General features: G+C 68.9%; 18 protein-coding genes. 5 read left to right on the top strand and 13 right to left on the bottom strand.

All coding sequences use genetic code 11. The features are described from left to right. The first annotated feature begins 7 nt into the window (after nt 1-7). Complete coding sequence (locus AC4JJG_RS05820; protein ID WP_495399986.1) at nt 8-382, top strand: rhodanese-like domain-containing protein; 375 nt, start codon at nt 8-10, stop codon at nt 380-382. A 7-nt stretch (nt 383-389) separates the two neighbouring features. On the opposite strand, the gene cofG is transcribed toward AC4JJG_RS05820, so the two are convergent. From cofG to AC4JJG_RS05775, 9 genes are all read right to left on the bottom strand, one after another. Beyond that, a complete protein-coding gene (gene cofG, locus AC4JJG_RS05815; RefSeq protein WP_495400491.1) occupies nt 390-1,634 on the bottom strand; it encodes a 7,8-didemethyl-8-hydroxy-5-deazariboflavin synthase CofG in 1,245 nt (414 codons plus the stop codon). A gap of 4 nt (nt 1,635-1,638) precedes the next feature. Beyond that, nucleotides 1,639-3,162: a flavin-containing monooxygenase gene (locus AC4JJG_RS05810; protein WP_495399985.1), complete on the bottom strand. Its 1,524-nt coding sequence runs from the start codon at nt 3,160-3,162 to the stop codon at nt 1,639-1,641. Continuing rightward, the gene (locus AC4JJG_RS05805; RefSeq protein WP_495399984.1) at nt 3,159-4,292 is read right to left on the bottom strand and encodes an FO synthase; all 1,134 of its coding nucleotides are present in this window, start codon (nt 4,290-4,292) and stop codon (nt 3,159-3,161) included. The genes AC4JJG_RS05810 and AC4JJG_RS05805 overlap by 4 nt, the downstream gene beginning before the upstream one ends. A gap of 20 nt (nt 4,293-4,312) precedes the next feature. Further along, on the bottom strand, nt 4,313-4,687 hold the full coding sequence (locus tag AC4JJG_RS05800) for a facilitated glucose transporter (RefSeq protein ID WP_495399983.1): 375 nt from the start codon (nt 4,685-4,687) through the stop codon (nt 4,313-4,315). Then, entirely contained in the window at nt 4,687-5,574 is an 888-nt protein-coding gene (gene mshB / locus AC4JJG_RS05795; protein WP_495399982.1) for an N-acetyl-1-D-myo-inositol-2-amino-2-deoxy-alpha-D-glucopyranoside deacetylase, read from the bottom strand. The genes AC4JJG_RS05800 and mshB overlap by 1 nt, the downstream gene beginning before the upstream one ends. After that, nucleotides 5,571-7,502 (bottom strand): ABC transporter family substrate-binding protein, encoded by a 1,932-nt coding sequence (locus AC4JJG_RS05790; RefSeq protein WP_495399981.1) that lies wholly within the window; start codon nt 7,500-7,502, stop codon nt 5,571-5,573. Before AC4JJG_RS05790 ends, mshB begins: the two co-directional genes overlap by 4 nt. Nucleotides 7,503-7,577: 75 nt before the next feature. Further along, a complete protein-coding gene (gene typA / locus AC4JJG_RS05785; protein ID WP_495399980.1) occupies nt 7,578-9,488 on the bottom strand; it encodes a translational GTPase TypA in 1,911 nt (636 codons plus the stop codon). 257 nt (nt 9,489-9,745) lie between these two features. Next, the gene (locus AC4JJG_RS05780; protein WP_495399979.1) at nt 9,746-10,198 is read right to left on the bottom strand and encodes a lipoprotein LpqH; all 453 of its coding nucleotides are present in this window, start codon (nt 10,196-10,198) and stop codon (nt 9,746-9,748) included. A 138-nt stretch (nt 10,199-10,336) separates the two neighbouring features. Next, nucleotides 10,337-10,969 carry a lysophospholipid acyltransferase family protein gene (locus tag AC4JJG_RS05775; protein WP_495399978.1) on the bottom strand — a complete coding sequence of 211 codons (633 nt, stop codon included), beginning with the start codon at nt 10,967-10,969 and terminating at the stop codon, nt 10,337-10,339. A gap of 65 nt (nt 10,970-11,034) precedes the next feature. Here AC4JJG_RS05775 and AC4JJG_RS05770 point away from each other — a divergent pair, with 65 nt between their 5' ends. Continuing rightward, a complete protein-coding gene (locus AC4JJG_RS05770; protein ID WP_495399977.1) occupies nt 11,035-11,655 on the top strand; it encodes a TetR/AcrR family transcriptional regulator in 621 nt (206 codons plus the stop codon). On the opposite strand, the gene AC4JJG_RS05765 is transcribed toward AC4JJG_RS05770, so the two are convergent. From AC4JJG_RS05765 to AC4JJG_RS05750, 4 genes are read right to left on the bottom strand one after another with little or no spacing between them, the layout of a single operon-like run. Next, nucleotides 11,625-12,071 carry a (deoxy)nucleoside triphosphate pyrophosphohydrolase gene (locus AC4JJG_RS05765; RefSeq protein ID WP_495399976.1) on the bottom strand — a complete coding sequence of 149 codons (447 nt, stop codon included), beginning with the start codon at nt 12,069-12,071 and terminating at the stop codon, nt 11,625-11,627. The genes AC4JJG_RS05770 and AC4JJG_RS05765 overlap by 31 nt on opposite strands. Next, nucleotides 12,068-13,087 (bottom strand): ABC transporter ATP-binding protein, encoded by a 1,020-nt coding sequence (locus tag AC4JJG_RS05760; protein WP_495399975.1) that lies wholly within the window; start codon nt 13,085-13,087, stop codon nt 12,068-12,070. The genes AC4JJG_RS05765 and AC4JJG_RS05760 overlap by 4 nt, the downstream gene beginning before the upstream one ends. 2 nt (nt 13,088-13,089) lie before the next feature. Beyond that, the gene (locus AC4JJG_RS05755) at nt 13,090-14,733 is read right to left on the bottom strand and encodes an ABC transporter permease (RefSeq protein ID WP_495399974.1); all 1,644 of its coding nucleotides are present in this window, start codon (nt 14,731-14,733) and stop codon (nt 13,090-13,092) included. Next, the gene (locus AC4JJG_RS05750; RefSeq protein ID WP_495399973.1) at nt 14,709-15,776 is read right to left on the bottom strand and encodes a thiamine ABC transporter substrate-binding protein; all 1,068 of its coding nucleotides are present in this window, start codon (nt 15,774-15,776) and stop codon (nt 14,709-14,711) included. Before AC4JJG_RS05750 ends, AC4JJG_RS05755 begins: the two co-directional genes overlap by 25 nt. Before the next feature lie 261 nt (nt 15,777-16,037). Here AC4JJG_RS05750 and AC4JJG_RS05745 point away from each other — a divergent pair, with 261 nt between their 5' ends. From AC4JJG_RS05745 to AC4JJG_RS05735, 3 genes are all read left to right on the top strand, one after another. Then, nucleotides 16,038-16,919, top strand: a complete 882-nt coding sequence (locus AC4JJG_RS05745; RefSeq protein WP_495399972.1) for an Rv1157c family protein — start codon at nt 16,038-16,040, stop codon at nt 16,917-16,919. Nucleotides 16,920-17,173: 254 nt separating this feature from the next. Further along, on the top strand, nt 17,174-17,995 hold the full coding sequence (locus AC4JJG_RS05740) for a hypothetical protein (RefSeq protein ID WP_495399971.1): 822 nt from the start codon (nt 17,174-17,176) through the stop codon (nt 17,993-17,995). Between the two features lie 53 nt (nt 17,996-18,048). Next, nucleotides 18,049-18,741 carry a lysoplasmalogenase family protein gene (locus AC4JJG_RS05735; protein ID WP_495400490.1) on the top strand — a complete coding sequence of 231 codons (693 nt, stop codon included), beginning with the start codon at nt 18,049-18,051 and terminating at the stop codon, nt 18,739-18,741. The last annotated feature ends 3 nt before the right edge of the window (nt 18,742-18,744 follow it).

The following is an 18,744-nucleotide window of genomic DNA, read 5'->3' as shown; positions in this document are numbered from 1 at the left end:
CACCACGATGACGATCGACGACATGCTGCTCGTCGCACGGGAGAATCTCGTCCGGCTCGACGCCGCCGAGGTCGACCGCGAACTCGCCGACGGCGCGGTCCTGGTGGACATCCGCCCGGCCGCACAACGGGCCGCCGAAGGTGAGGTGCCGCGCGCCCTCGTCATCGAACGCAATGTGCTGGAATGGCGCTGCGATCCCGCCAGTGACGCCCGCATCGCCGAGGCCGTCGATCACGACGTGCGCTGGATCGTCCTGTGTTCCGAGGGATATACGTCGAGTCTGGCGGCCGCGTCACTGCAGCAACTCGGCCTGCACCGCGCGACCGATGTGGTCGGCGGCTATCACGCACTCCCGGACCATCTTCGGTCCACCGGTCACTGAGACCGCGTCAGGCGGCGGCAGGCCACGGCTTGCCGCTCGGCGTCACGTCCGCGGCCAGGCCGGTCATGGGATCCGCCAGCGCGCCAACATGATCGGTGAGTGACGGATCGATCCAGCCCTCCCCCAGCACGTAGGGCGGCTGCGCCGTGATGCGTTCGGTGAGGCTGTGTCCGGCCGCGGCCGTCAACTCGGCCAGGGTCACCAGGTTCGGCCAGGGCCGTTCGGGGTTCACGTGATCCGGCGTCAACGGGGACACCCCGCCCCAATCGTCGATGCCGGATGCGATGAGCGCCGCGCACTCGTCCGCGGAGACCAGATTCGGTGGCGCCTGCACGCGCATCGACGACCCGAGCACCACGCGGGCCGTCGCCACGGCGGCCAGGAATTCGGTCATCTCCGCATCCGGTGTTCCGCGCATGGCCGTATCCGGCTTGGCGCGGAAGTTCTGGATGATGACCTCCTGGATGTGGCCGCCCTCGCGGTGGATGTTGGCGAGCGTGATCAGGGATTCGGCCCGCTCGGTGAGCGATTCGCCGATGCCGACGAGGATGCCGGTCGTGAACGGGATGCGTGCGTCGCCCGCGTCCCGCAGGACCTGCAGCCGGACCAGCGGATCCTTGTCAGGACTCCCGTAGTGTGGCTGCCCCTTCTCGGTGAACAGGCGACGCGAGGTGGTCTCCAGCATCATGCCCATCGACGGGGCGACCGGCCGCAGCACACGCAGCTCATCCGCGCTCATCACGCCGGGATTCAGGTGCGGCAACAGGCCGGTCTCCTCGAGCACCGCGACGGCCGCCGCCCGGACATAATCGAGCGTCGACGAATATCCGCGCGCCGCAAGCCATTCCCCGGCCTGCGACCAGCGATCCTCGGGCCGGTCGCCGAGCGTGAACAGCGCCTCCTTGCACCCCATCGCGGCGCCCTGACGCGCCAGCGCCACGACCTGATCGAGTTCGAGGTACATGCCCTCGCCGTCACGGGCGAGCTTGCCCGGCACGGTCACGAAGGTGCAGTAGTGACACCGGTCCCGGCACAACCGGGTCAGGGGAACGAAGACCTTGCGGGAGTAGGTGATCTGACCTTCCCGGCCGACCGCGCGCAAGCCCTCGTCACGAAGCCCGGCGGCCACCCGCTGCAGTGCGACGAGGTCGTCGCCTGCGGCACCGAGCAGGGCCGTCACGGCCGGCAGGTCGAGGGACATACCGGCACGTACCCGGTCGAGCGCAGTACGGATCTCATCGTGATCGGACATCTCATCATGATCTGACATGGTCGTCCTCCTCTCCGATCAGCACGTCTCTGTCTGTGATGTATGGCCCCGGATCGAAGGTCCCGTTCTGCTCGCGGAAGGAGACCGCCGTGCCCGGCCACAACAGGGTGAGCCTGCGGCTCTCCGGATCGACGTACCAGCTGTCGCAGCCGGTGAGCCACACGGTGTCGGCGCTGCGTTCGTCGATCTCCCGCGTGTAGGCCGCCTCGGCCTCCGCGGTCACCTCCAGGCTCCGGATCCCGTGCTCCGCACGGTGATCCAGCGCCCCGACCACGTACTCCAACTGGGTCTCGATCATGTAGATCGCGGAGTTGTGGCCGAGTGCGGCATTGGGTCCGTCGAGGACGAACATGTTCGGGAACCCGTGCACCGTGGTGGACGCATGGGACACCATGCCGTGTGCCCAGTGGTCGGACAGCAGCAGTCCGTCCCGGCCGCGGACGCGACGGGCCACCGGCGGTCGGGTCGCCTCGAAACCCGTTGCCATCACCAGGATGTCGAGGTCGTAGACGCGACCGCTCACGGCGCGGGCCTTCGACTCGATCACCGAGTCCAGAGCACTCGCCTCATAGATGACGTGGTCGTGCTCGAGGGTCGGATAGAAGTCGTCGCTGAGCAGGATGCGCTTGCAGCCGATCTCGTAGTCGGGTGTGAGCGCAGTCCGCAACTCCGGCGTCGACACCTGGGCCTCAAGATGTCCCAGCGCCCGGTCGCGGATCTCGTCGATCTCCGGATGCAGACGGAGACGCTGCCGGAAAGCGTGATCGCCCTCGACGAGCAGCGTGTCCCGAAGAGCTTGTGCCCGAACCGGATCGGACAGCTCACGCCGTTCTTCGGCGGTGAGGTCGCGGTCGTCCCGGGGCACGATGTAGGGCGCGGTGCGGGCGAAGATCACGAGTTCGGAGGCACGCTCCGCCAGCGGCGGCACGATCTGGACGGCGGAGGCACCGGTGCCGACCACACCGATCCGGGCCCCGTCGAGATCCAGGTCGTCACGCCAGGCGGCGGTGTGCACCACCGGCCCCGGGAAGTCGTCGATCCCGTCGATGGCGGGCAGATGCGGTTCGGACAGCCGCCCGACGGCCAATACCAGTGTGCGAGCCCGGATCTCGCCGTCGTCTGTGGCGAGGATCCAGCAGGCGTCGGGGGCCGACCACGACGCGTCGTGCATGGCGCAACCGAGCCGGATGTGCGGTGCGAGGCCCTCGTCGTCGACGGTTTGCTGCAGATAGCTCTGGATGTCGGCGCCACGCGGGAATCGTGTCGCCCAATCGGCGGGAGGGCGGAAGGAGAACGAATACAGGTGTGCGGGGATGTCGCAGGCGATGCCCGGGTACACGTTGTCGCGCCAGGTGCCGCCCACCGCATCCGCCCGCTCGATCACGACGAAGGACTCCCGCGCACGCCGGGCCAGCCGGGTGGCCATGCCGATGCCCGCGAAGCCCGCACCGACGATCGCGACATCGACCGCCCCGGCAACCGAATCCCCGCGCGTGTCCGTACCGCTCACCGCGGCACCGCGGAAGTCGGTAGGGCGAGCAGACGGTCGGTGGGCGGATCGCCGTATCCGGTGGTCCGCTGACGTGGGACGCGCCCCAGACGGGCCGCGATACCGGCCAGGTCGTCGGGACTGAGCACCCGTCCTTTCTCGGGACCGGCGCCCGGCATCAGTTCGCCGTCCAGCAGCAGGCCACCGATGTCGTCGGCACCGCCGGTCAGCAGTTGTTCCACGGTGGCCGGGTCCTGCTTGGTCCATGCGACCTGCAGATGATCGAAGGTGCCCCGGGTCATCAACCGGGCGACCGCATGCAACGCGCGGGTCTCGCGGACCGTCGCACTGCGCGTCGCCCGCTCGCTCAGGTGCGGCGGCACCGCGCCGGGAAGCAGCGGCATCAAGATGAGCTCGCTGAATCCGCGTGTCCGTGACTGAATCCCGATGAGGGTGCGCAGATGTGCGACCTGGTGTCGAGGAGTCTCCACATGCCCGTACAACATCGTCGCGGTGGAGAACAATCCCACCTGGTGGGCCGCTTCGATGACCTCGATCCACTCCTCCACCGGGGCCGCGGGCGCGCCGGCCAGCACCGTCCGTACCTCGTCGTCGAGTATCTGCGCGGCCGTTCCCGGCACGGAGCCGAGTCCGGCGGAGCGCGCGCGGTGCAGGAAGTCCTCGATACCGATGCCCATCCGGCCGGCGGCGTCCCGGATCTCGGGCGCGCGGAACGCGTGCAGGTGCAGACCGGGTGCGGCGTCGTGGATGCGTTCGATCAGGCGAAGATAGAAGTCGGACTGGGCGCGTGCGGGCGCCGGGCCCTGCAGACAGATCTCCGTGGCGCCGAGTGCCCACGCCTCGTCGACGAGATCCTCGAGCGTCGGTCCGGCGACCGCGGGCAATGCCGCGACGACCCCGGTGTCGAGGTTGCGATTGACCACGAAGGTCAGCGCATCGGCATCGACCGCCGCGCGACGGGCCGCGTCGGCCGCCGCACACAGTTCGTCGAGCTCCGCGCCGTCGGCACCGAGCAGCGCCACCCATTCCGCATCGGTCAGCGCCGACGGATCGTCGGTGACGTGATGCAGTGCCGCCCGGACGTCGGCGACTGCGGCGCGATCGTCCCGGGCCCACTCGCGCAGGACCATTCCCCCACTCTAACCGTCGGTCAGGACGTCTCCGGTGCGGGCAGCCGCCCCGTCCAGATGAGCGCCATCGGCAGGCCGAGGCCGATCAGCAGGAGCAGCAGGGTGGGCACGAGCATGGGGCCGTCGGGCATCAGCGCGACGTCTCCCCCGGGCCCCGGCATGGCCGCGACGACCAGTACGAGCAGCCACGCCAGCAACGGCAGAAAGCGTAGGCCGCTCGCCGTCATCCGGGATGCCAGCCACAGGAACAGGCAGTTGAACAGTCCGCCGAGGACTGCGGCGACCGGAATCGCGACGCCGCCGACGCGCAGGTAGGCGAAGGCCACCGAGAGCACACCGACGACCAGCCCGTCGACCACGAGGAGACCGAGCAGGACACGGTCGACGGCCCGCATCAGGCGGTCCCGGCCGTCTCGGAGGTCACCGGCCCGAACAGGTCGTCGCCCCGCGCCTCGCCCTCGACGGCCGGCGGTGCGGTGCGGATGAAGTGTTCGGTGGAGCCGATGGGCTGCAGGATGTTGTTGGACAGCGCGTAGTCCCGTCCCGACGGCGCTACCGTCACCTGGGTGGCATGTGCGGCCAATGCGTCGACCTTGCGGTCGTAGACCGGCGAGATGTCGATCTCCGTGGTGATCCGGTCGTCAGGATAGCTGGGCAGCTCACCGCTCTCGGGCATCCGCCAGCCCGCGGGCAGCGGACCGGCCGCCGCCAGTCCTGCGGCGAGCGCGGATTCCTCCGTGACCGACTCGTAGACGACGAAGGGACGGCCAAGAGCACGTTCGGCCACCGGCAGCGCCTCCAGAGTCGCGTCGTGCACGCGCACGTGATCGGGATGGCCATATGTCCCGGCCCGGTCATAGGTCACGACGACCTGCGGCGCGAAGTCGACGAGCACGCCGACGATCTCCGACACCACGTCGGCCAGGTCGGCGTTGGCGAGTGCACGCGGATGCTCCGCCGCCGGGGAGCCGGCCATCCCGGAATCGCGCCAGTGCCCCGCACCCCCGAGGAACTGCGGGCGCAGCGGAACCGCCCCGTCGGGACTCAGCGCGGACAGTGCCCGCGTCAGTTCCAGAATCCGGTAACCGCCCAATTGATCGGCGCCGCCGTCGGCAACCAGTTGCGACCATTCGTCGCCGATGACCTCACCCTCCTCGCCGAGGGTGAAAGTGAGCACGCGGACGTCGACCCCCTCGTCGAGATAGCGGGCGATGGTGCCGCCCGTCATGATCGTCTCGTCATCGGGGTGGGCATGGACCAGGAGCAGGCGACGATCCGTCACGGCAGTTCCCAGTTCACCGCGTCGCCGAAGATCGACACCTGGATCGGTCCGGTGAGTGCGACGTTGCGGACCTTCCCGGTTTGTCCGGCGACCGCGGAGTCCTGATAGATCGGCAGATAGACCGACTGTGCCGCCAGCAGCGGTTCGGCTTGTGTGAGAAGCGGAATCGGGTCCGGCGCGGCGAGGGCCGTGCGGGCGATCTCGATGAGTTCGGGGTCGCAGACGCCGGAGGTGTTGGAGGCGAAACTGTCGTCGGAATCCATGCCGTCCTGACCGGGCGCCACGCTCGTCGGCGTGGGCGGCGTGGACAACGACGGGGCGGTGCTCGCCTTGGGCTGGTCGCAGTCCACCTGCGACGCCAGCGCCGCGGCCGGCGGGACACCGAGTCCGGTCCAGCCGACGACCATGTCGACACGCGCGTTGGTGAGTGCCACGCCGTACAGTTCGCTGTTCGGCATGGCGACAACCGCCGCGCGCACGCCCTGACCGCGCAGCTGATCGACGATCGTCGACGCCGCCGATGTCGACCGCGGATCACCACTGATGGCGCCGACCCGCACGACCAGATCCTGCCCGTCACGCTGGTAGGGCGCGATTCCGTCGGGCAGGTCGCCGACCTTGGCGATTTTGTCGTCCTCGGGCGTCTCGGGCGCCGACGACGAGGGCGCCGACGAGGCCGGCCCGGACGTCGGCGAGGTGGATGACGTCGGCGACGACCCTCCGGTGTCGTCCCCCGGTGCCGGGGCCGCCGGTGCACGGACGAATCCGGCGCCGCGCAGCAGGTCCGAGATCGCCGCCGGTGACGGCCGCGGCCGGTCGACCCGTGTGTATCCGGGATCGGTCGGCGCGAAGACCGTGTTGGAGAACGGGGTCACGATGTCGTCGCCCGCACCGGCGAGGGTGACCAGTCCGGGATCGATCATGCCGAGTACGGCGCGCCGCACCGCGGGCGACCGCATCGTGGACGTGCGGGCGTTGACGCTCACGGTGAGCGCGCGCGAGGTCGGATTGCGGCGGGTCTCCATGTTGGGCACGGCACCGAGCTCCGCGGTCGTCGCCGGACCCGCGTTGAGGTTCACGATGGACGAGTCGCCCGAGCGGACGGACTGCACCATCTGCGAGGCCGTACCCGCCCGGCGCAGCACGACCTGGTCGAGCCGCGCGGGCTTCATCCAATAGCGGTCGTTGCGGATCAGGCGGACCTCGTCGCGTGTCTTGTCGATCGACGCGATGGAGAACGGTCCCGCCGACACCGGTTTGCCGCTGTCCATCCCGGTCTGGAACCCGGCGGGTGCGCCACGCAGTACGTGACTGGGCAGTAGTCCGGTGAAGAGTTCACGCCATGCCGGATACGGTCGCGCGAAGGTCACCTGGACCTCCTTGCCACCGGCACGTGACTGCACGGAGTCGATGAGGCGATAACCGGCCGGGGCCACGACGTTGGGCTGGCGCGACATCTGCTGCCACAGGTAGGCGAAGTCGTCGCCGGTGACCGGCAGGCCGTCGGACCACTGTGCGTCGTTGTGGATCTGGTAGGTGACGGTGAAGGGTTGGGTCGACGTGACCGACGCCGACGTGATGAGCGCCGCCTGCCGTTGCCATTCCACTCCGGTCGGTGTCGCCACCGGCTGGAACGCACTCGGCAACGTCATCGCCGCGATCGCGGTCGTGACAATCCCCTGATCGGCCGCGACATGCGGGTTGAACCCGCCACCGACGGAATCGGTGGCCAGATAGATCGTCTTCTCCGTCGGATACTCCGCGGGCGTCGCGGGCGGTGCCGTCTCACGCACGGGCGGCGGCGGATCGGACATGCAGCCCGACGCGATCAGCATGACCGCCCCCAGGGCCCCGGCGGCGGCCAGGCGGCCTCGACCGCGTGGCCTGCGTCGTCCGGCAGTTCCCGAATGCCTACGACTCACCGGCATCAGCCCCCATCCTCTGCGGGTCGGTTCTGCGTCAGCAGGGTGCGAACCACCCCCGGTCACGGCGTCCTCCGACCGTCAGCCGGCAGCCTGGTCGCGGGTCTTCGCGCGCGAGCGCTCCCGCGCACGAGTGGACGCGTCCAGGTGCACCTTACGCACCCGCACCACCTCGGGGGTCACCTCGACGCACTCGTCGGCGGCACAGAATTCCATGGCGCCCTCGAGCTCGAGGTGCATCGGCTTGGCGAGCGTCTCCATCACGTCTGCCGACGACTGACGCATATTGGTCAGCTTCTTCTCTCGGGTGACGTTGATGTCGAGGTCTTCGGCGCGCGGGTTGATGCCCACCACATGACCCTCGTACGAGTCGTCGCCCGGGTTGACGAAGAAGGTGCCGCGGTCGGCGAGCTGGATCATCGCGAACGGGGTCACCGTGCCGCTGCGGTCACTGACCAGCGAACCGGTGTGCCGGGCACGGATCTCGCCGGCCCAGGCGTCGTAGCCGTGGAAGACCGCATTGGCGATGCCGGTGCCGCGGGTCTCGGTGAGGAACTCGGTCCGGAAACCGATGAGGCCGCGCGAAGGAACGATGAATTCCATACGCACCCAACCGGTTCCGTGGTTGTTCATCTGCTCCATGCGTCCCTTGCGGGCGGCCAGCAGCTGGGTGACCGCACCCAGGTACTCCTCGGGCACGTCGATGGTGAGGTGTTCGAAGGGCTCCTGCACCTTGCCGTCCACCTTGCGCGTGACCACCTGCGGCTTGCCGACGGTCAGTTCGAAGCCCTCGCGGCGCATCTGCTCCACCAGGATGGCCAGCGCCAGCTCACCACGGCCCTGCACCTCCCAGGCATCCGGACGGCCGATGTCGACGACCCGCAGCGAGACGTTGCCGATGAGTTCGGAGTCCAGCCGGGACTTCACCATGCGGGCGGTCAGCTTGTGTCCGGAGACGCGGCCCGCGAGCGGCGAACTGTTGGTGCCGATGGTCACCGAGATGGCCGGTTCGTCGACGGTGATGCGGGGCAACGGCTTCGGATCGTCGAGGTCGGCGAGGGTGTCGCCGATCATGATCTCCGACATGCCGGCCACCGCCACGATGTCGCCCGCGACCGCGGACTCGGCGGGCTGGCGGTCGACGCCGACGGTCGCGAGCAGCTCGGTGATCTTCGCCTTCTCGATGACCGGTTCACCGTCGACCTCACGGCACCACGACACGGTCTGTCCCTTGCGGAGAGTTCCGTTGTGGATGCGCACCAGCGCGAGACGCCCGAGGAAGGCCGACGCGTCGAGGTTGGTGACATGTGCCTGCAGTGGCGCGTCCGGGTCGCCCTTGGGCGCGGGGACGTGCTCGAGCAGCACGTCGAAGAACGGATCCAGGTTCTCGCCGGACGGCACCTCGCCGTTGGCTGGCTGCTCGGTGCTGGCGATGCCGGCGCGGCCCGATGCGTAGAGCACCGGCAACTCGAGTGCCAGTTCGGCGGCGGCCGCGGCCTCGTCGTCGAGGTCGGATGCCAGGTCGAGCAGCAGATCCTGGCTCTCGTCGACGACCTCCTGAATCCGCGCGTCGGGGCGGTCGGTCTTGTTGACGACCAGGATCACCGGCAGCGACGCCGCGAGCGCCTTGCGCATCACGAAGCGGGTCTGCGGCAGCGGCCCCTCGGAGGCGTCGACGAGCAGCACGACGCCGTCGACCATGGACAGGCCGCGTTCGACCTCTCCGCCGAAGTCGGCGTGACCGGGGGTGTCGATGACGTTGATGACGACCTCGGTGCCGTCCGGCTGCCGCCGGTGGACCGCGGTGTTCTTCGCGAGAATGGTGATGCCCTTCTCGCGTTCGAGGTCACCGGAGTCCATCACGCGGTCGACGAGTTCGGCGCGCTCACCGAAGACGCCGGACTGGCGCAGCATCGCGTCGACCAGCGTCGTCTTGCCGTGGTCGACGTGCGCGACGATCGCGACGTTACGGAAATTGGGGGCAGCGCTCACAGACGTCTCTTTCGCTATCGGTATGTCGGTGGGTAGTTCCAGGTTCGATCCATCGGGGCCTGCGATGGCGGCGGCGCAAGGCAAAGGCCGGGTGAAGCAGTGCGCACCAACGAGAACTCAACGCGGTACAGGATATCGGTAACTTCGGTGAGACGGCGATCACAGACCGTGATCACGGTACGGATCCGGACTCGCGACCCAGCAGAGAGCCCGCCGACCTCCGACATCGACGGGCCCGGGAACTGCGGATCAGGGAATTACGGGCAGGTCACCTTGACCTCGAAGGACTTCTTCGCCGGCGCCGCGGGATTGGCCATGTCCACCGCGGTGGCGGAGCCGGTGATGGTGTAGGACTTGCCGTCCTTGGTGACCTTCGCCTCGCCACCGGGCATGCCCTTGCTGTAACCGATGTTCTGTCCACCGATCGACCCGAGCGCAATGGTCTCGACCTCCGGTGAATCACCGGTGGTCAATGTCGCACCGACACCCTTGCCCGCGGTCTTGTCGCCGATGGCGATGACGAACTTCCCCGCCTGTTCGGTGCACACCACGGCCTTCGTGTCGACCTCCTGCTTCTGGCCGTCGACGGTGACGCTGGCCGAACCTCCGGTGGCGGAGGCCGTGCTCTTGTCGTCGTCCCCACAAGCACTGATCACGCCGACCACACCGATCATGCCGAGCGTTGCGGCCATGACCTGGATCTTCTTCATTCGTGCTCCTCAATCGAACCAGCGACCCGCCGGTCGACGAGTCGACCCAAACTAGTCCCGGACGCACGTAAATACGGTCGATTGACGGAATTTCGTCCGAGTGGATGAGCCCGCCGGGTTCGTTCTGGCGGCGGCCGGTCATGCGTAGTCGTCGACGTAGTCGCGGCCCGCGAGTGTGGCCACCGCGCTCATCAGGACGTCCGTGGCCTGTCTCGGATCGCCCGCTACGACGTCGGGCGGCACCGGACGGCCGATGACGACGGCAACGTTCCGGCGGCGCAACGGGGATCGACTGCCCGTCCGTTCGGTACCTCGAATGCCGACCGGAACCACAACGGCACCCACTGTGCGGGCGACGCGCATCGCACCGGTACGACCACGATGTACCGCTCCGTCCGGTACCCGCGTGCCCTCCGGATGGATGCCCCACGCGCCCCCGGATGACAGTAATTCTGTTGCGGCACACAACGCTTCGGCCGAACAGTCACCGCCCGACCGATCGAGTCGCACCTGTCCCGTCGCCGTGAAGAACCACCGCTGCATCGCGCCGCGCAGCCCGGGCCGGTCGAAGTACTCCGCCTTTGCGACGAACACCACCGGCCTGCGGACGGCAAGGCAGATCAGCAGGGAATCGACGAATGAGCTGTGGTTCGCGGCAATCACCACCGGACCGGCAGGCGGGATGTGCTCACGCCCCACGACCCGCGGTCGCAGCCACAACCACAGCGCGGGGCCGATCAGCAGGTACTTGCAGACCCGGTACCACGTCATCGCCGTATACCTCCCGTAGACAATGTCTACTCGACACCGTGCCCCATGCGGTAGACACTGTCAACATGACTTCCGGGGCAGAGGCGACATCGAGTGCCGAGTCCCTTCGCACACAACTCGTGCGCTCAGGAGTCGAACTCCTCGACACCGAAGGTCTCGACGGCGTCGGGCTCCGCGCCATCGCACGCCGCGCCGGGGTGTCGCACGGAGCGCCGCGCCGCCATTTCCCCACGCATCGATCTTTGCTCGCGGCCGTCGCACGCTCCGGCATCGACGATCTGCTCACCGTGGTCCGCCCGATCCTGAGCGACGACGACCGTGCACCTCGAGATCGACTGATCGCGGCCGCAAACGCCTACGTGTCGATGGCCCGGGATCGGCGCGCGATGTTCGACCTGATCACCCGGCACGACCTTCTCGACGGCGCGGGCGGGAATCTCCGCGAACTCACCCTCCCGCTGCTCAAGGATCTGTCACGGCTGATCGAGAACTCGCCGCGCTCCGACGATGACACGCAGCGTTTGCGCACGATCGGACTCTGGACCGCGATTCACGGCATCGCCGTACTCGGCGCCAACCGCTCACTGGAGGTGGGATCCGGCACCCGCGCACCCCACGACGTCGTCCGGGCGCTGATCGAACAGGCCGTTGATCATCACCTCGACGACGCGTCGTCCTCCGGCTGACCGGGCGCCAGTGCGGCAAGCAGTTCCGGCACCCATGCCGTGTCGGCGGGAACCAGGGCACCGATCTCCGACATCGCGCGCAGGCTCTCCGCGTCGACCCAGCGGATGTCATCGTGTTCGGCGGCCTCCGGCTCGCCCTGTTCGATGACGGCCCAGTGCGCGACCAGCGTGACATCGCTCCGCAACGGGATCGTCGCGGCCAATGGGACACCGACCCCGACGTCGACACCCAGCTCCTCCAGGAGTTCCCGGCGCAGTGCCGCGGCCTGCGTCTCCCCCGCCTCGACCTTGCCGCCCGGCAGTTCCCACAGCCCCGCCACCTCCGGCGGATAGGTGCGGCGAGCCAGCAGCAGGCGCGGTACGCCGCCCTCCGGCGCGTCGATGATCGCACCCGCCACCACGATCCGGCCGCTCATCCGCCGATCACCGCCACCCGCTGCGGTATCGGTGCGAGTGTCACCTCGTCACCGACGGTCAGGGCACCGGCGCTGACCGCCGTGACGTCACCGTCGGCGGTGCGCACACGTACGCGCCTGCCCGCCGGCAGGTCGACCGTGGACTGCACAATGCCCGCCGCGTCGGCGCCCGTCGGTGGCAACGCCTGCGCGAGAAGCGATTCCGGACGCAGCCCGATCCGCACGGGGCCGTCGCTCCGGGTCAGGGCGACCGGACCGAAGGGCGTCTCCGCGACCCCGGCCGTCACCGTCGCATCGACGATGGTGGTGACGCCCAGGAAACCCGCCACCCAGTCGTCGGCCGGTGCGGCCCACAGGTGGGCGGGAGCATCCGTCTGCACGATGGCGCCCTCGCGCATCACGGCGATCGTGTCGGCCATCATCGCGGCCTCGGTGTGATCATGTGTCACAACGATGGTCGGTGTCTGCGCCGCCCGCACGATATCCGCGATATCGATCGCCAGCCGGTCCCGAAGCCGCCGGTCGAGGGCGGCCAGCGGCTCGTCGAGCAACAACAGACGGGGGCGTGGGGCCAGTGCCCGCGCGAGCGCGACCCGCTGGGCCTGCCCACCGGAGAGTGCACCGACGCGACGGTCGCCCAACTCGGGCAACCGGATCAGCTCCAGCATCGTTCGCACGCGGGCGTCGATGTCGGCCCGCGACCACCGGCGTATGCGCAACCCGTAGGCGATGTTCGACGCGACGGTGCGGCCGGGAAACAGTTGCCCGTCCTGGAAGACCACCCCGAAGTCGAGCCGGTGCGGCGGTACGCCGGAGAGGTCGACGCCGTCGAACCGGATCCGCCCTCCTCGCAACGATTCCAGTCCGGCGATGGCCCGCAGCAGGGTCGACTTCCCGCATCCGGAGGGGCCGAGCAGCGCGGTCACGACCGAGCCGCCCGTGCCCGCCTGCCACGTCAGACCGTCGAGCACCGCCGTGGACCCGTAACCGACCGTCACATCCTCGATTTCCAGCATGTTCAGATTCCTGCCCCTACACTTCCGGACCCGGATCGCCCACGGAGGACCTCCACCACCAGGATCGCCAGTATCGTCACCCCGACCATCACCGTCGATGCGGCCATCGCGGTCGCGAGATTGTCCGCGCCCGGACGGTTCAGCGCCGACCCGATCAGCACGGGCATCGTGGTGGTGTCGGCGCGGGCCAGGAAACCCGTCGCACCGAACTCACCGAACGCCATGATGAACGCGAAACCGGCAGCGGCGCAGAGCGACCGGGCGATTATCGGCAGATCCACCGTACAGAACACCCGGACGGGACCGGCTCCCAGCGAGGTCGCGGCCTGCCGTAACCGGTCCGGCACCGAGGCCAGTGCGGGCACCGCGATCCGCACGACCACCGGGATCGCCACGAGCGCCTGCACGCAGGGGATGACCAACGGCGACGCGGCGATCGCCGGGCCGGCCGCGGCGAGGGCGATCAGATAACCGAATCCGAGGGTCACCGCGCTGACCCCGAGTGGCACGGTCGCGACCAGATTCCCGATGACGGCGACCGGGCCCCGCGCTCCCCGTAAGGCGAGCGCCGCCGACACTCCCACGACGACCGCGATGATCATCGCCAGGGTCGCCGTGACGATCGAATAGCGCAGTGTGGCAAGCGGTGTCACACCGTTCACCGATTCGCTGAGTGCACGATATCCGGCCAGCGACCAGCCGCCCGCGGTCGGCCGGATCGACCGGACGGCGAGCACCACCACCGGACCCGCGAGAAGTACGACCGTCCACACCACGGCGGCGGCGACCGGCAGCCAGTGCCTCCCACGCGGACGGCGCCGCGCCCCATCGGCGCCCTCCCGTGCCGATCCCCCTGCGCCGGGATCGGCGAACAACCGGGTCAGCAGCAACGCCGCGACGACCACGACGATCTGCATCACCGACAGCGCCACCGCCTCCGGCAACCGGAAGTAACTGATGGCCTGGGTGTAGATCTCGGTCTCCAAGGTGCGGATCTCCCCGTTGCCGAGCACGATGACCACACCGAAACTGGTGGAGCAGAACAGGAACACCAGTGCGGCCGCCGCACCGACGGCCGGCAGCAGACGCGGCAGCACGACGCCGACGAACGCACGCAGCGGCGACGCCCCCAGTGTCCGGGCCGCCTCGGCGAGACGCGGATCGATCGATCGCCAGGCGGCACCGACGATCCGTACCACCACAGCCACGTTCAGGAACGCATGCGCGAGCAGGATCGGCCACAGGCCGCCACTCAGGTCCAGGAAGGCGAGCGGGCCGTCGAGCACGGCCCGGAAGACCACTCCGACAACGACACTCGGCAGCACGAACGGAATCGTCACCACCACCATGAGCAACGCGGAACCCGGGATGTCCACGCGGCCGACCAGCCAGACGATCGGGATGGACACCACCACGGCGAGGACGGCCGACAGCGCCGCCTGCCCCAGGGTGAAGCCGAGCAGCCCCCATGCATCGGTCCGTCGCCACAATTCACTGAATCCGGTGCCGTCGCCGACCTCCACCGCACGCCGGGTGAGCGCGACCAGCGGCCACCCGAAGAAGATCACGATGAACGCCGCGGACAGTACCCCCAGGACGCCCGACGCCAGCTGACGAATGGTCACCGCCCCACGGCGTCGCGCCATTGCTGCTGCCAGGACTCACGATTCTGTGCGATGTACTCGGGCGGCAGATTCACCGTCCACCGGGGCACGGGCGCGCGCTGCTGCCAGCCGTCCGGCAGTGGCGTGTTCTTCTGCACCGGATAGACGTACATCGAGTCGGGCAGCGCCTTCTGCACCGTCGGACTCAGCATGAAGTCGACCAGCTTCCGGGCGCCCTCGGTGTTCTTGGCGCCCTTGAGAATTCCCACGTACTCGACCTGACGGAAACAGCTGTCGAGCAGCGCAGAGGTGCCGGGTGTCGCGGCCGGGGACGAGGCGTAGGACAGCACGATCGGCTTGTCCCCCTTGCCCGCACCCGCGCTGAACAACTGGTTGTAGGCGATCTCCCAACCGGACACGATCGTCACCCCGTTGGCGCGCAACGTCTTCCAGTACTCGGGCCAATTCTCTCCCAGGACGCCGACGGTGGTGAGCAGGAAGGCCATGCCCGGCGACGACGTTCCCGGGTCGAGCAGCACCGCCTGCGCGGCGTACTTCGGATCGCGCAGATCCCGCAGGCTGGTGGGCGGCTCCTGCTGACGATCGGCGTACCAGGTGTCGTCGATGTTGAGGCAGACGTCGCCGCGGGAGACCGCGGTGAGCTGATCCCGGCCGTTGGGCACCGCGAAGTCGGCAGAGCCGTCCGCCGCGGCGGGCGAGGCGTACGGCAGCAGCGCCCCCGCCTCGATCGGCCGGGAGGCGAACGTGTTGTCGACACCGAACACCGCATCCGCCTTGGGCGACCCCGGGGTCAACGAGATCGTCGATGCCAGCTGCCCCGCGTCGCCGGATTTGATGACCTTGAGGGTCAGCCCGGTCTCGCGCCGGAACGCGTCGAACACCGAATCCGGAAGCGTGAACGAATCGTGGGTCAGCATCGTCACCTCGGCACCCGACTCGGTGTCGTCGCCGCAGGCGGTGAATCCGGCGGCCACCACGGCCGCGACCAGCAGGAGCACTGCCGTCCGCGCCGGCCGGCGGCGTCCACCCACGCCGACGGGTGGGCGGGTTGGATGTCGAGTCACGTCACGTTGCACCACGGGCTCGATCTAACCAGGTGGCGATGCTCGCGACGACCCGTCACCTGCTAGTAACATCAGTAACAATTGCATCACCATCCTCAGCAGTCACACAGGATCGCAGTAGGGTGCCTTGACAGCGGACCGTATTGACGACCGCATAGAATGACGCGCAGTGCCCGCCGGGCGACGCGCGACGACCGCGCGACGTGCGACCATCCGGACGCACTCCACGACCGCAACCGACGACCGTTAGGACCGGAACCAGTGCGTCTGTCAGCACTTCAGACCGTGCGTGCGCGCCGCATGCACCGCCCCTCCACCCGCCGCCTCGCGGTGACCGCCGTGAGCATCGCCGCCGCGACGTCGCTGGCATTGCCCGCGGTTGCCGAGGCCGCACCGTCGGCGGCGTCCCCGGAGGCCGCCGCACCCAAGGCCGATCGCCAGGTACTCGACTCACTCGGCGCATTCGCCCCCGCGATCATCGGCGCGGTCACCACCAAGGGACCCGACGGCAAGATCAATCCGCAACTCGTCGCGCAGGCACGCACCCTCGCGTCCGCCCCGGGCCTGCCGCCGCAGGCGAAGGAGATCTGGGGCTCGGTCCTCGACTTCATCAGCGCCCCCGGCCCGAAGGCCGTCGCAGCCGCCGAACGCCAGGAGGTCGCCGAGCGGAAGAAGGGCGATCCGGAGATCCCGAAGGGCCCGAACGCTCCGAAGATCCAGGAATTCCTGTATCCCACTCTGGGATTCGGATGCATGGAGGGCAATGGCAGCCCGAACGGCGGCATCTCGCTGGGGCGCGCACTGCTCACCGCGGGACCGCAGCAGGCGCCCGCCCCCGGCCCCAAGCGCGGCGAGGCAGGCTTCGTCTACACCAGCCTCGGCACCGGTCCGGCCCTGGACAACAAGGCCCGGCCGCTGTCGGTGACCTGGCTGAACCTGGACAACGGCCGCAGCGGCCAGATCCCGCTCAAGCGCAACGCGAAGATCAACGCCACCGACGGCCCGGGCACCTTCACCGGCATCGCCAAGACCGGACGCGGCCGTGTCATCTCGACCATCTACGGCGACGTGACCACCAAGAACAAGAAGGGACGTCCGCAGTCCTGCGGCATCATCCCGACGATCGGCATCGCGATCATCTGATCGCCCCGGGAATCTCCACAGAAAAATCCCCGCTCAGCATCGCCGACCGGATATATCCGGTCGAGCAGGCTGACCGGGGATTTTTCTGTGGCGGACGGCCGACGCCCGGCCCGGTCGCCGGTCGGTCGCGGTGATGTCACAGGTCGGACTCACGACTTGAAGTCATCCGTGGCGACGTGCTTCCTTTAACACAAGCAACATCAGCCACATCTGTAACACGCCACAGGTGGGGCTCTTCCCGAAGGGGCACGATCATGGCCATTGCACGTACGTCATCCCGCACCGCCCGCCGCATGCGCATGGGTCTGGTCGCCGTTGCCGCAACCGCGGTGACAACCCTCGCCGCCCCCGCGGTGACCGCGCCCGCGGAACCGTTGCTGGTCCCGGACAACAGCCTCGCGCTCGGTGCCATCCCCTTCGACAGCGAGCTGGCCGCCGCCGTCCGCATGCTGAAGCAGGCGGGAGTGGACCGGATGGCGCTCGAGGCCGCGCAGGCGGTGATGAGTGGTGTCGGGCAACTCTCGGCCGAGCAGGTCGCCGATCGCGCCGCCACCGTGCATCCGGTGGAGTCACCGGTGACGCCGTCGGCCGATCCGCTCGCCATCCTCCGCGCTCTCGGCATCCAGCCCTTGAGCCCGTCGGTCGCCCCGTTCTGCGCCGCCCCCACCGCCGACAATCCTCTCGGTCTCGTCACCGCGGGCGCCGGCGCGGTCGCGGGACCGTGGCCGCTCGCGCAGGAGCCGAAGCTCCCGTTCCCGCTGCCGACCATCACGCTGCCGAAGCTCAATCTGGTCGACAACGGGCAGACCGCCTACGCCTTCGTCCCCGCCGCACCGACGACCAACGGCAAGATGCAGGTCGCATGGTTCAACACCGCCACGATGAAGGGTGGCTTCGCCGACCTGAAGCCGGTCGCGAACTCGCCCGCGCTCGCCGCACTGCCCCTGCTGTCGGGAGTCCGGCTCGCTCCGGTGGACACCGGCAAGGGCCAGATCCTGTCGGCGGTCTACGGCACGGCGAACGCCAACGGTCGCTCCTGCTTCTTCCTCCCCGCCGTCGGCGTGGTGACCGCTTGATCCCGAAACAACGTGCAGTCCGCGGAGTTTCACGCACACAGCTGGAAGACGCACTGACCGGCGACAACGCCTACGCCGTCACCACCGCTCTCGCGACGATCACCGGAGCCGTCCACCACCCGCGCGGTGCGGCGCTGACCAAGCCGCTGCCCATCGCGATACTGGCGTGGCGGGCGTTCCGTACGGCTCACCGGCGCCAGCCGCTCGACAATCTGTTGCTCGCCGGCGCCATCGCCTTCTCGGCTGCCGGAGACCGCGCCATGCTGGTGGAGGAATTCACCCCGCAGGACGCCGATTCGGACCGGTCGTCACTCACCCGCAAGGATCGTCGGCTGCGCGTGGGCGCCGCCCTGTTCGCCGGTGCGCAACTCTGCCTGACGGGCGCGATGCTGCGCCACGGCGCCCGGCCACAGGCGGGTCCGCTGCTGCTGCGCACCGCGATCCTCGCCGAATCCGCTGCCGTACTGGCGATCCATCGGCCACGCCTGCTCCCCGTGCTGGGCGCCTACGGCAATACGCTGGCGACGATGTCGGCCACCGCTTCCGAGATGCGTCGTCCGCAACCGCGGATGCGCGTCGGCGGCTGGCTGTTCCTGCTGTCGGATCTGACCATCATGAATCGTCGCCATTTGATTGGCGACGACCGGCTGGCCGCCGTGGCCGAGGCTTGGGTGCTCGCCACTTACTTCGCCGCGCAGCGACTTCTCATCGGCAGTCTCGTCGAGATGAGAAGCGCTGCGCGGTAGCGC

The organism is Gordonia sp. B8661-1, assembly GCF_059427765.1.
Note: the sequence above shows the minus strand (reverse complement) of the source record. Positions and strands in the feature narration are given on the sequence as shown.